This is a genomic window from Enterobacter quasiroggenkampii (assembly GCF_043972695.1).
GTDB classification, from domain to species: Bacteria; Pseudomonadota; Gammaproteobacteria; order Enterobacterales; family Enterobacteriaceae; genus Enterobacter; species Enterobacter quasiroggenkampii.
The window spans coordinates 3,957,986-3,971,515 of sequence record NZ_CP143745.1; the positions used below are offsets into that span (position 1 = coordinate 3,957,986).

The following is a 13,530-nucleotide window of genomic DNA, read 5'->3' on the forward strand; positions in this document are numbered from 1 at the left end:
CAGTTACCTGACGATACGCTGGCTATAAAAAATCAGGCCGTGTCCGTGACCGCCGGACAATCCCCTTTAAGAATTATGGTTTTTCCTCATTTGATAAACCTGACGGATAGCTGGTCAATACGCGTCAGGTTTTTTATCATGGTTCTTTCCCGTTTTCCCAGGTCTACTCGTGCACGAAATATTCACTATGCTGCTGGCGGTTTTTGACCGTGCGGCATTAATGCTGATTTGCCTGTTCTTCCTCATCCGCATTCGCCTGTTTCGCGAGCTGTTGCACAAATCCGCCCACTCGCCAAAAGAGCTGCTGGCCGTTACCGCCATCTTTTCGCTGTTCGCCCTGTTCAGCACCTGGTCAGGCGTGCCGGTAGAGGGGTCGCTGGTTAACGTGCGCATTATCGCCGTGATGTCCGGCGGAATATTGTTTGGCCCGTGGGTGGGCGTTATCACCGGCGTGATTGCCGGAACCCATCGCTACCTGATTGATATCGGCGGCGTCACGGCGGTGCCCTGCTTTATTACCAGCATTATCGCCGGGGTGCTCTCCGGCTGGATCAGCCGCAAAATCCCGAAAAAACAGCGCTGGCGCGCCGGGATCGTCGCAGGCATGGTATGCGAAACGCTGACCATGATCCTGGTCGTCGTCTGGGCCCCGACCACCGCGCTGGGGCTGGATATCGTCTCGAAAATCGGGATTCCGATGATCCTGGGCAGCGTCTGCATCGGTTTTATCGTGCTGCTGGTGCAAAGCGTTGAAGGGGAAAAAGAGGCCAGCGCCGCCCGTCAGGCCAAGCTGGCGCTGGATATCGCCAACAAAACGCTACCGCTATTTCGCCACGTTAACGCGGAGTCGTTGCGTCAGGTCTGCGAGATTATCCGCCATGACATCCACGCAGACGCCGTCGCCATCACCAACATTGACCACGTGCTGGCCTACGTTGGCGTCGGGGAACACAACTATCGCGACAACGATGACACCATCAGCCCAACCACCAGACAGGCGATCAACTACGGTAAAATCATCATTAAAAACAATGATGAAGCCCACCGAACGCCGGAAATCCACTCGATGCTGGTGATCCCGCTGTGGGAGAAAGGCGTCGTGACGGGCACCCTGAAAATTTATTACTGTCACGCGCATCAGATCACCTCCTCGCTCCAGGAGATGGCGATTGGCCTGTCGCAGATTATCTCCACCCAGCTGGAAGTCTCCCGTGCAGAACAGTTGCGTGAGATGGCAAATAAGGCAGAGCTGCGCGCGCTGCAGAGCAAAATCAATCCCCATTTCCTGTTTAACGCGCTGAACGCGATCTCCTCGTCCATACGTCTTAATCCGGACACCGCGCGACAGCTGATTTTTAACCTGTCCCGCTATCTGCGCTACAACATCGAGTTGAAAGATGACGAGCAGATCGACATCAAAAAAGAGCTGTATCAGATCAAAGACTACATCGCGATTGAGCAGGCGCGCTTTGGCGACAAACTCACGGTCATTTACGATATTGATGAAGAGGTCAACTGCGTGATCCCGAGCCTGCTTATCCAGCCGCTGGTCGAAAACGCGATTGTTCACGGCATTCAGCCGTGTAAAGGCAAAGGCGTCGTCACCATCAGCGTCACCGAAAGCGGCAACCGCGTGCGTATTGCGGTGCGCGATACCGGACACGGCATTGATCCAAAAGTTATTGAGCGCGTGGAGTCTAACGAAATGCCCGGAAATAAAATCGGCCTGCTGAACGTGCATCACCGGGTCAAGCTGCTTTACGGCGATGGGCTGCACATTCAGCGTCTTGAACCGGGCACCGAAATTGCTTTTTACGTCCCGAACGAGCGCTCTCCCGTTCATTCAACAACATCACTGTTGCCCCAGGTGGAGTAACCCATGAAAGTCATCATCGTAGAAGATGAAATCCTGGCTCAACAGGAGCTAACCTGGCTTATCAACACCCACAGCCAGATGGAGATTGTGGGCACCTTTGATGACGGTCTGGACGTGCTGAAGTTTTTGCAGCATAACCGGGTCGACGCCATCTTCCTGGATATCAACATTCCGTCGCTGGATGGCGTATTGCTAGCGCAAAACATCAATCAGTTTGCCCATAAGCCGTTTATTGTGTTCGTTACCGCATGGAAAGAGCACGCGGTAGAGGCCTTCGAGCTGGAAGCGTTTGACTATATCCTTAAGCCTTACCAGGAGTCGCGGATTGTCAGCATGCTGCAAAAGCTGGAGGCCGCATGGCAGCAGCAGACCGCCCCTGCAAGCGCCAGCCCAACGGTACGGGAAAACGACACCATTAATCTGGTCAAAGATGAGCGCATCATCGTGACGCCGGTCAATGATATCTACTATGCCGAAGCCCATGAAAAGATGACGTTTGTTTATACGCGGCGGGAATCTTACGTGATGGCGATGAACATCACCGAGTTTTGCAGCAAGCTGCCTGCGTCGCACTTTTTCCGCTGCCACCGCTCGTTCTGCGTGAATTTAAACAAGATCCGCGAGATCGAACCGTGGTTTAACAACACCTATATCTTGCGCCTGAAGGATCTGGATTTTCAGGTGCCGGTGAGCCGCAGCAAGGTGAAAGAGTTCCGCCAGCTTATGCACCTGTAACGAAAAAGCCCTCTCCCGCGGGAGAGGGCCAGGCATCAGAGAATCTGACCGAGAACCTGACGCAGGTGGGCACCCGACCCCAGCAGCCCTGGGTTATCATGCACAATCAGATAAACCGGGATGTCCTGCACGTAGCTTCTGAAGCGCCCTTTATCCTCAAACCCGCCGCGGAAGCCGGAGGCTTTAAAGAAGTCGAGGAAGCGCGGCACAATGCCGCCCGCGATATAAACGCCCCCGAAGGTGCCCAGCGTCAGCGCCAGGTTGCCGCCGAAGCGTCCCATAATCACGCAGAACAGCGACAGGGCACGACGGCAGTCAATGCAGCTGTCCGCCAGCGCGCGTTCGGTGACGTCTTTCGGCTGCAGGTTTTCCGGCAGACGACCGTCTGACTTCACAATCGCCCGGTACAGGTTCACCAGCCCCGGCCCTGACAGCACGCGTTCGGCGGAGACGTGGCCGATCTCCGCGCGTAATTCTTCGAGGATAATGCCCTCTTCTTCGCTGTTTGGCGCAAAGTCAACGTGACCGCCTTCACCCGGCAGGCTCACCCAACGCTGAGCAACATGCACCAGATGTGAAACGCCCAGACCGGTACCGGCCCCGTAAACCGCAATCGGCTTACCTTCGACCGGCTCAGCGCCACCGAACTGGATCAGATGCTCAGGCTTCAGCATCGGGATCGCCATGGACACCGCGGTGAAGTCATTGATGATTTCAAGATGCGCAAAGCCGAGGTTTTTTTTCATCTCGGCGATGGAGAATGCCCAGGTATGGTTGGTCATGGCGACCCAGTCGCCGGTTATCGGACAGGCAATGGCGATGCAGCCATCTTCGACGCTTACCTGATGCTCGTCCAGATAGACGCGGACAACGGCCTCAAGACTTGGATAATCCAGCCCGGAATAGGTTTTCGCCCGGGAAATTTCACCGCTACTTACATCGCATAATGCGAGGCGCGCGTTCGTGCCGCCCACATCACCTACCAAAGCATACTTTGTCATTCTTCTACTGCTCCGCTAAAGTCAGAATAAATCTTTGGGACACTGTAAATTCAAGGCGTGATAACAACAACGACCGGAAGGTGAATGCCCATGGATTATCGATCTTCGTCACAGAATAACTTTACCGTTTCAGCACCTTTTGCACTATTGCCATAAGGCTTAATGTGCAAAGTAACGTCATACCGTTTTGTACAAGGAAATCATCATGCTCCACCCGCGAGCCAGAACCATGCTGTTGCTGGCCATTCCGGCGCTCATCATTGGCGTGGTTTCAAGTCTGGTGCTCATCGTCGTGATGAAAGTCGCGTCGGTGCTGCAAACACTATTATGGAACGCGCTTCCTGCAGGACTGGGCGTCACCGCTGACTCTCCTGCCTGGATCGTTGGGATGCTGACGTTAACCGGTATCGCGGTGGGCCTGGTGATCCGTTTCAGTCCCGGCCATGCTGGACCAGACCCGGCGCAGGAACCGCTGATTGGTGCCCCGGTTTCCCCTTCGGCACTGCCGGGGCTGATTATCGCGTTGATTCTCGGTCTGGCCGGCGGCGTCAGCCTGGGGCCAGAGCATCCGATTATGGCCGTGAATATTGGCCTGGCAGTTTTTCTCGGTTCACGCATTTTGCCCCGCGTCGGCGCGCTGGACTGGACCATTCTCGCCTCAGCAGGCACCATCGGGGCGCTTTTCGGCACGCCCGTGGCGGCAGCACTGATCTTTTCGCAGACGCTCAGTAGCAATAACGATGTCCCGCTCTGGGATAAACTGTTTGCTCCGCTGATGGCCGCCGCCGCCGGGGCGTTGACCACCAGCCTGTTTTTCCATCCCCATTTTTCACTCTCCTTGCCCCACTACGGCCAGATGCAAATCGCCGATATCTTCAGCGGCGCCATCGTCGTCGCCATCGCCATTGCGCTGGGCATGGTGGCAGTATGGTGTCTTCCACGTCTGCACCGGCTGATGCATCGACTCAAACACCCGGTGTTAATTCTGGGAGCTGGCGGTTTGATCCTCGGTATTTTAGGCGCAATCGGCGGGCCGGTGACGCTGTTTAAAGGGCTGGACGAGATGCAGCAGCTGGCTTTCAGCCAGATATTTAGCGTCTCCGACTATCTGCTGTTTGCCGTGATCAAGCTGGCAGCGCTGGTGGTGGCGGCCGCCTGCGGTTTCCGTGGTGGACGCATCTTCCCGGCGGTCTTTGTCGGCGTCGCGCTGGGGCTGATGCTGCACGAGCATGTCGATGCGGTCCCGGCGGCGATTACCGTCTCTTGTTCTATTCTGGGGTTGGTTCTGGTGGTCACGCGAGACGCGTGGCTAAGCCTGTTTATGGCGGCGGTCGTCGTACCGGATTCGACGCTTTTCCCTCTGCTTTGTATCGTGATGTTGCCCGCCTGGCTCCTGCTGGCGGGCAAACCGATGATGATGGCCTGGCGAAACGACAAATAATCAGGCGCTATTGCGCGCTTCCAGCGCTTTGGTGATCGCCCCCAGCAGCGGTGGGATATCGGCTTTCGGCAGCATCACCTCAATCAGCGAGAGCCGCTCGTGATGCGCCACTTTTTCAAGGACGTCCGCCAGCTGCTCCGCTTCACTGACCCGCCAGCACTGGGCCTGAGGATCAAGGCTCAGTGCCTGCGGGATTTGCGTCCAGTTCCATAGCGCAATGTCGTTATACCGCTGCTCAGGCCCATGGATCGCTCTTTCCACCGTATACCCTTCGTTGTTAAGGACCAGAATGATGGGGTGTTGTTTATCCCGCAGCATCGAGCCGAGCTCCTGGATGGTGAGCTGCGCCGCGCCATCCCCCGTCAGAACAATCACGCGCCGGTTCGGGCAGGCCGTTTGTGCGCCAAATGCCGCCGCCAGCGTATAGCCAATCGATCCCCACAGCGGCTGGACGATAAAATTCACATCAGCCGGCAGACGAAGGTCGATCGCGCCGAAGGCCGAGGTGCCCTGATCCGCAAGAATAATGTCTCCCGGACGAATAAACGTCTGCAGCGTTTGCCAGAAATTCGCCTGCGTCAGCGAGCCATCCGGCTGCGGGTAGGCCATCGCGCTTTGAGAGGACGGCACGGGCGTCTCGTGCACGTGCTGTTTGCACAGCTCCACCAGCGTTTCGATTGCCTGAAGCATGGGGATGCCGGTAAACCAGATATCACCAACGCGTGAGGCATGAGGCTGAACTTCTATCGTCTGCGCCGGGGTGAGCTGATGCGTGAAGCCGGCGGTCAGGGTATCGGTAAATCGCGTGCCGATGCACAGTACGGTATCCGCCCCTTCAATCGCCTCTTTTACCGCGCCAGCGCTCGCCGAACCGCTGTAGGTGCCGTAAAAACCAGCGTGACGCTCGTCGAATATCCCTTTGCCCATCAGCAAGGTGGCGTGTGCCATCGGCACGTCTTTGACCCATTTCTGTAGCGCATGCTTCAGGCCATGGCGCAGGACAAGGAAATCGGCCAGCAGCGCAGTACGCTTGCTCCTGGCAAGCCTGTTTTCTGCAGCATCCCGGAATGCTTTCAGGCAGGCGCTATCGGCATGCGTATGCCGGAGCGTGAGAGCGTTTACAGGAGGGGTGGCGGCTTTTTTTGCCACGTCGGCAGGCAGCATCAGATAGCCGGGGCGACGCTCCCGGAGCATGGTCGTTAACACCCGGTCGATTTCATAACAGGCGTTTTGTTCGGTCAGGATCGCCTGCGCAGCGGTGATCGGCTCGCTCATATGATAAAAGTGACGAAACTCACCGTCACCCAGCGTATGGTGCAGCAGCTCACCTCTTTGCTGTGATGCCATCCCCGGCGCACCCACAATATGCAAGACCGGAACGTGCTCGGCGTAGCTGCCCGCAATGCCGTTCATGGCGCTTAACTCTCCTACGCCAAATGTCGTCAGCAGCGCGGCGAAGCCCTTACATCGTGCATATCCGTCAGCGGCGTAAGAGGCGTTTAATTCGTTGGCACAGCCCACCCAACAGATATCCGGGCTGTCTATTACATGGTCGAGAAACTGCAGGTTATAGTCGCCCGGCACGCCAAACAGATGATCGGCTCCACAATCTGTAAGACGGTCCAGCAGGTAATCGGCGACGCAGTATGGGGTACGCATAAACAGGTATCCTTCTAATGTTTTGACCTCACCTTGAGTATTAAATAAGCGTGATGGGTGTCCAGAATTGGCGATAAGAAGGACATGGAAAGAATGCTTTACAAAAAAGGCTGCGCTATGCTGCTTTTTTTCACGTAAATGTAAACGCATACACTGATTTTTCACTTCAGCGCCAGAGGTTACGAAAATGGGTTATCAGCCGGACAAAAATCGTTACGGGACAATGGAGTATCGCCGCTGCGGACGAAGCGGGCTCAGGTTGCCCGCCATCTCGCTTGGGCTGTGGCATAACTTTGGTGACGCCACCCTTATCGAAAACAGCCGTCAACTTTTACAGCGTGCGTTCGATCTGGGCATTACGCATTTCGACCTTGCCAACAACTATGGCCCGCCTCCCGGATCCGCCGAACGTAATTTCGGCCGTCTTTTGCAGGAGGATTTCCTGCCCTGGCGCGACGAGCTGATCGTCTCCACCAAAGCGGGTTATACCATGTGGGAGGGTCCGTACGGCGACTGGGGATCGCGCAAATATCTGCTGGCAAGCCTCGATCAAAGCCTGAAGCGCATGGGGCTGGAGTATGTGGATATCTTCTATCATCACCGGCCAGATCCGGAAACGCCGCTACAGGAAACCATGAAAGCGCTTGACCATGTGGTGCGTCAGGGGAAGGCTCTGTATGTCGGATTATCCAACTACCCGGCGGTTCTGGCTCGCCAGGCGATTGATATCCTTAATGACCTCGGGACACCCTGCCTGATCCACCAGCCGAAATACTCCCTCTTTGAACGTGCGCCGGAAGCGGGACTGCTGGACGTGTTGCAGGAAAAAGGGGTCGGCTGTATTCCCTTCTCGCCGCTGGCTGGCGGGCAACTGACCAATCGCTATCTGCACGGCATTCCTGCAGACTCACGCGCGGCAAGCGGCAGTCAGTTCCTTAAACCCGATCAGCTCACCGAAGAGAAGCTGGAAAAAGTCAGGAAGCTGAATGCCCTGGCAGAAAGTCGCGGCCAGAAGCTGTCCCAGATGGCGCTGGCCTGGGTATTACGCCATGAGGCAGTGACCTCGGTGCTGATTGGGGCAAGTAAAGCGGCTCAGATTGATGACGCCGTGGGGATGCTGGCAAACCGCCATTTCTCAGAGGAAGAATTGGCCCGCATAGACGCGATCCTCAGCAGCTCAAAATAACACCGCTTTTAGCAAAAAGTGCTCTAACCCAGGAATTCGGAGTTGAGGCGATGATACGAAGGTTTACCAACTCGTAAAATTGCGTTAACAGGCCCAACAAAGGCCCCGATCGTGAAGGAGAAAGAGTATGTTCAGGTCACTGATTCTTGCAGCGGTATTACTGGCTTCGGCGCCGCTGATCGCCACTGCGGGCGAAATCACCCTGTTGCCATCAGTAAAATTACAAATTGGCGATCGTGACGACTACGGCAGATACTGGGACGGCGGCTACTGGCGCGACCGTGATTACTGGCATCGTCACTATGAGTGGCGCGGCGACCGCTGGTGGAAACATGATAACGGCAGACACCGCGGCTGGTATAAAGACAGCGCCTATGAACGCGGTTACCGTGAAGGCTGGCGGGATCGTGACGACCGTCGCGGCGGCTGGGGTCGCGGCAAAGGTCACGGACATGGTCACCACGGCCACGACTAACAGCAAAAAGGAGCCTCATGGCTCCTTTTTCTTTTACAGCCCCAACGCTGTGCCTATCAGCAACCACAGGTTCAGCGCCACCACCACCACCACGATGGCCCACCCGGTCCGTTTCACCAGCGTCGAGTTGACCAGCTCACCCATCAGGGTTTTATCGCTGGTAAAGATCAGCAGCGGGACCAGCGCCAGCGCAATACCAAAGCTCAGCAGCACCTGGCTCATGACCAGAATTCGCGTGGGGTCGAGCCCCATCAAAATCACCACAAATGACGGCAGCATGGTGACGGAGCGGCGCACCCACAGCGGAATATGGAACCGGACAAACCCCTGCATCACCACCTGGCCTGCCAGCGTACCCACCACTGTAGAAGAGAGACCAGCAGCCACCAGGCTAAGGCCAAATATCGTGGCGGCAGCATGGCTCAGCAGCGGCTCCAGCGTGAGATACGCCTGGTCGAGATCGGCAATACCGGTATGACCGTTAAAGTGGAAAGCGGCGGCTGCCGTTGCCATCATCGCCAGATTGACAAACCCCGCGATGGTCATGGCGATCGCGACGTCCCACTTGGTGGCGGAGTAACGCTCTTTACGCGTCCCACCGTGGAGATGCTGCGTCAGCGAGGAGTGCAGATAAATCACGTGCGGCATGATGGTCGCTCCCAGCACGCCGGCGGCCAGGAACACCGCTTCCGAGGTTGGCAGGCTTGGGATCGCCATCCCTTTAGCGAGCTGCGCCAGATTCGGCTGTGAGAAAATCAGTTCGACAATATAGGCCGCCGCCACAAACAGCAGCAGACCGCCAATGACCTTCTCCAGCGGCTTTTGACCCCGACGCTGTAGCATCAAGATCAGGAACGTGGCAATCCCGGTCAGTACCGCCCCCTGCAACAGCGACACGCCCAGAATCAGCTTAAAGCCGATTGCTGCGCCGATAAATTCAGCGAGGTCAGTAGCCATGGCGATGATTTCAGCCTGAACCCAGTAGAGCCAGACGGCGGGACGCGGATAATGGTCGCGGATTTGCTCCGCCAGGTTTTTACCCGTCGCAATCCCCAGCTTTGCGGAGAGCATCTGAATCAGCATCGCCATGAGGTTAGCCCAGACGACCACCCAGAGCAGCTTATAGCCGAAGCTGGCCCCGGCCTGAATATTGGTCGCAAAGTTACCTGGATCGATATAACCAATGGCAGCGATGAACGCAGGTCCCATTAATGCGAACCGCAACTTGCGCGCTGCTCTGCCACTGCTACCCTCTACGCGACTGTTTGTCATTTCTGCCTCTGAAATATAGCCTTTGCTATGTTTAATGCTATCAAAATGAGAATGATTATCAAGATCATTTATAAAGTTTGCAGTGATTTCTCTGATAGCTTTGAACGATAGATGGGCGGGTAAGCTGGGCGATCTAACAGAAACTCAAATCGCGGACTCTTTTGTGAAGACTAGCACACAAACTTAACTTTTCACTCATTTACCTAACATAACAAAAATGTATTGTGGATCACTATTTTTGAGACTCGTCACAGGATGTAACTATAGTGTGTCCTCGATCTCGTTTTCTTTTCTCTTGTTACATAGAATGTGCACGAAAATTAAACCTGCCTCATATTTGGAGCAAATATGGACCGCGTCCTTCATTTTGTCCTGGCACTTGTTGTCGTTACTGCACTCGCATTGCTGGTCAGCACAGACCGCAAAAAAATTCGTATTCGTTATGTTGTCCAACTGCTGGTCATTGAAGTTTTACTTGCGTGGTTCTTCCTGAACTCCAACGTAGGCCTCGGCTTCGTGAAAGGCTTCTCCGAAATGTTCGAAAAACTGCTCGGATTTGCCAACGAAGGGACCAACTTTGTCTTCGGTAAAATGAACGACGAAGGTCTGGCGTTCTTCTTCCTGAAGGTTCTCTGCCCTATCGTCTTCATCTCCGCGCTGATCGGTATTCTGCAGCACATCCGCGTTCTGCCGTTCGTGATCCGTGGAATTGGCTTCCTGTTATCCAAAGTGAACGGCATGGGTAAGCTGGAATCTTTCAACGCCGTCAGTTCCCTGATCCTCGGTCAGTCTGAGAACTTCATCGCGTATAAAGATATTCTCGGCAAAATGTCCCGCAACCGCATGTACACCATGGCGGCAACCGCAATGTCTACCGTTTCCATGTCTATCGTGGGCGCGTATATGACCATGCTGGAACCAAAATACGTGGTGGCTGCGCTGGTTCTGAACATGTTCAGCACCTTTATCGTTCTGTCGCTGATCAACCCGTACCGCGTTGACGCCAGTGAAGAGAATATCCAGATGTCAAACCTGCACGAAGGCCAGAGCTTCTTCGAAATGCTGGGTGAATACATCCTGGCCGGTTTCAAAGTCGCGATTATCGTTGCCGCCATGCTGATCGGTTTCATTGCGCTGATTTCTGGCCTGAACGCCCTGTTCGCCGCGGTGCTGGGTATCTCCTTCCAGGGCATTCTGGGCTACATCTTCTACCCGGTTGCATGGGTGATGGGTGTTCCGGCTCACGAAGCGCTGCAGGTGGGCAGTATCATGGCAACCAAGCTGGTTTCTAACGAATTCGTTGCGATGATGGATCTGCAGAAAATTGCCAGCACGCTTTCTCCGCGCGCGGAAGGTATTCTCTCCGTGTTCCTGGTCTCTTTCGCGAACTTCTCGTCCATCGGGATTATCGCGGGTGCGATTAAAGGCCTGAACGAAGAGCAGGGTAACGTGGTTTCTCGCTTTGGCCTGAAGCTGGTTTATGGCTCTACGCTGGTGAGCGTCCTGTCCGCGTCCATTGCGGCACTGGTTCTGTAACGTTTATCGCTAAAGAAAAACCGGGAGCCTGGCTCCCGGTTTTTTTATGCCCGTAATTCTTCCAGCGGTTTGGGTTTACCTATCAGGTACCCCTGCAGGTAATCCACACCGAAGCGGAGCAGCATCTCCCGCTGTGCCGGTGTTTCCACATATTCCGCGACGACGCAGAGCGATTTCGTCTTTGCCAGATTACACATCGACTGCACGATCATTGCATCCATGTCGTCTGTACAAATGTCTTTCACAAAGCAGCCGTCGATTTTAATGATGTCCGCCTGCAGGCGTCTGAGACGCTCATAGTTAGCGTAGCCAGTACCAAAATCATCAATGGCGATCCGGAAACCGTAATCCCGCAGTTGCTGAATATTGTTGATACTCGAGCCTGAATTAGAGAATGCCTGCTCTTCGGTAATCTCGATCACGACGGCCTGCGGTGCCACGCCGTACCGTTCAAACAGCGCGCAAATCTCGGTCGCCACCTCTTTTTGCATCAGCGTCAGGGGCATCAGGTTGACGGAAAAACGGGCGCCAGCATGCGTTGCAGGGTTATCGCGCAGCCACACCAGTAATTTTTCCATGACGCACATATCAAACCGGTGGCTGAGATTGAACTGCGCAATCAGCGGAATAAAGCGGTCAGGGGTAATAATCTCCCCCTCGCTCTCCATTCGCGTCAGGATTTCATAGTACCCACTTCCGTCCGCCTTCTGGATCGGCTGCGCATACAAATGGAACTGCCCCGCCTCCAGGGCATGCTTAATCCGCGCCAGCATCAGGACACGCTCTGTCGTCTGTCCTGAGGCCGCCTCAAGGCTATTCGTGAGCGCGAGTACGTTTTGCTCTCCGCAGGCCTGTTCTGCCAGCCAGCTCAGTTGCCCCAGCGTGTGATGCAGCTTTTCGCCATTTTCGACCATTCCCCAGGACGCGCCAAACTCAATATCCAGCCCGGTGTTGTTCCAGAAAATCTTATTGCTGTTGAGCCGATCGACCATATGCTGGAGACGTTCAGCAATTTCCGGCCCGAGCAAGACCAGCACCAGCTCGCTTCCGGGCAGCTGGAACAGCAGCTCATCTTTTTGCAGGAGCGGCTGAAGGGACGTGGCGATCGTTCGTTTGCAATGGACCCGCATAATAATGCCGTAGTGGCGGCTCAAAAACTCCAGATTGTCCATGCGCAGAATGCACACTTTGGCATCCGGATGGATTTCAAGGTAATCCTCCAGCGCACGAATATTGGGCAAACCGGTAAGAGGATCGGTCAGCGCCCTGTCCTGCCAGCCCCGCTTCAGCCACTCGCTGCGCTGGTAAATTCGCGACATGTAAAGCAAGCAGATGGCGAAAGAGATCAGCACGGAGAGGATAAAGGAGAGCGAATGGCCCGATTCCACCCCGTTAAGGAAGTTGTAGTTGTAGGTCAACAGCAGGAGCGCTGAGATGGCCCACAGCAGAGAAATCAACGCATAGGTCAGGCGGCTTATTGCTAAGGTAAAAAGAATAAAAATCAGCGGCATCAAATAACCCGCAATGACCGGTGATTCAAAAGGACCACATAAAATGACGAGAATGAAGCCTAAAAGCATCAGCCAGACAAAAATATATAATGGATTCTTGTGATAAAACACGGGCTTCACGCTTCGCCGCCAGAAGGCGATGGCATAACGAGGATTAATTATCATTCTTAATGGGTAATAGAACATCATGGTAAAAATCAGCCCCGCGCATATCAGGCTTTGAATATCCACAACGTTATAAATTACCGTTCCTTCGCCAAAATAGGTTGAAATAGTCACCGGAAAATCAAACAAATAGCCTGCCATATACATCGACAGCTTAATACCTAACGGCACCATAAAACCGAGCCAGAATATACGTAGCCCAATGTGCTTGTTAGGAATGCTGTGGCGCCAGCGCTTGCCCAGCATAAGGCGCAGCAGGCCGCACGCCGCAAACAGCGCAAAGGTCTGACAGAAAAGCAAAACTGAATATTGTAGCGGTGCTAAATTAACATAAAATAAATTAGTGACAGTAAAACCTAACACAATGGGAAGAATTGCCCGGCGCCCAAATATCAAAATTACCGCCAGCATCACGCTGAGTGGTAACCATGCTAAATAAACGTCATGACCATTAACAATTGCACGCGGAGAGAGATAACGGGAGACAGGTACCGCAATCAGGCAAAGTGCCAGGGCAATCATAAATATCTTTACATTATTATACGTTTTTCTATTCATTAAATTGGGGAATATATTATCCGTTCGAATCATTGACCGGATGGATAATAGGTTTATTAATTGCACGAATCAAGTTCAAGTCTATTTATAGACTGGTTTATTGTTGTCGATTGAG

Annotated in this window: 10 protein-coding genes; 6 read left to right on the top strand and 4 right to left on the bottom strand. The window is 54.3% G+C overall.

Annotated features, from left to right (window positions below):
• Window positions 1-169: 169 nt before the first annotated feature.
• Entirely contained in the window at window positions 170-1,876 is a 1,707-nt protein-coding gene (locus V1572_RS18855) for a sensor histidine kinase (protein WP_048029636.1), read from the top strand.
• 3 nt (window positions 1,877-1,879) lie between these two features.
• Window positions 1,880-2,611 carry a LytR/AlgR family response regulator transcription factor gene (locus tag V1572_RS18860; protein WP_023294232.1) on the top strand — a complete coding sequence of 244 codons (732 nt, stop codon included), beginning with the start codon at window positions 1,880-1,882 and terminating at the stop codon, window positions 2,609-2,611.
• Window positions 2,612-2,646: 35 nt separating this feature from the next.
• Here V1572_RS18860 and glk read toward each other — a convergent pair whose 3' ends face one another.
• Entirely contained in the window at window positions 2,647-3,612 is a 966-nt protein-coding gene (glk, locus tag V1572_RS18865; RefSeq protein WP_048029635.1) for a glucokinase, read from the bottom strand.
• Between the two features lie 205 nt (window positions 3,613-3,817).
• On the opposite strand from glk, the gene V1572_RS18870 reads away from it, so the two are divergent.
• Complete coding sequence (locus V1572_RS18870; protein ID WP_045909392.1) at window positions 3,818-5,053, top strand: ion channel protein; 1,236 nt, start codon at window positions 3,818-3,820, stop codon at window positions 5,051-5,053.
• Here the strand turns inward: V1572_RS18870 and ipdC are convergent, their stop codons facing one another.
• Window positions 5,054-6,712, bottom strand: a complete 1,659-nt coding sequence (gene ipdC, locus V1572_RS18875; protein ID WP_395299482.1) for an indolepyruvate decarboxylase — start codon at window positions 6,710-6,712, stop codon at window positions 5,054-5,056.
• A 187-nt stretch (window positions 6,713-6,899) separates the two neighbouring features.
• Here ipdC and mgrA point away from each other — a divergent pair, with 187 nt between their 5' ends.
• A complete protein-coding gene (mgrA, locus tag V1572_RS18880; protein WP_395299483.1) occupies window positions 6,900-7,898 on the top strand; it encodes an L-glyceraldehyde 3-phosphate reductase in 999 nt (332 codons plus the stop codon).
• 127 nt (window positions 7,899-8,025) lie between these two features.
• Window positions 8,026-8,373: a DUF2502 domain-containing protein gene (locus V1572_RS18885; protein ID WP_045909395.1), complete on the top strand. Its 348-nt coding sequence runs from the start codon at window positions 8,026-8,028 to the stop codon at window positions 8,371-8,373.
• 33 nt (window positions 8,374-8,406) lie between these two features.
• On the opposite strand, the gene V1572_RS18890 is transcribed toward V1572_RS18885, so the two are convergent.
• A complete protein-coding gene (locus V1572_RS18890) occupies window positions 8,407-9,645 on the bottom strand; it encodes an Nramp family divalent metal transporter (RefSeq protein WP_048029632.1) in 1,239 nt (412 codons plus the stop codon).
• A gap of 348 nt (window positions 9,646-9,993) precedes the next feature.
• On the opposite strand from V1572_RS18890, the gene V1572_RS18895 reads away from it, so the two are divergent.
• Window positions 9,994-11,181, top strand: coding sequence for a NupC/NupG family nucleoside CNT transporter (locus tag V1572_RS18895; protein WP_045909397.1), 1,188 nt, complete (start codon window positions 9,994-9,996; stop codon window positions 11,179-11,181).
• Between the two features lie 44 nt (window positions 11,182-11,225).
• Here the strand turns inward: V1572_RS18895 and V1572_RS18900 are convergent, their stop codons facing one another.
• Entirely contained in the window at window positions 11,226-13,415 is a 2,190-nt protein-coding gene (locus tag V1572_RS18900; RefSeq protein WP_048224362.1) for an EAL domain-containing protein, read from the bottom strand.
• Between the last annotated feature and the right edge of the window lie 115 nt (window positions 13,416-13,530).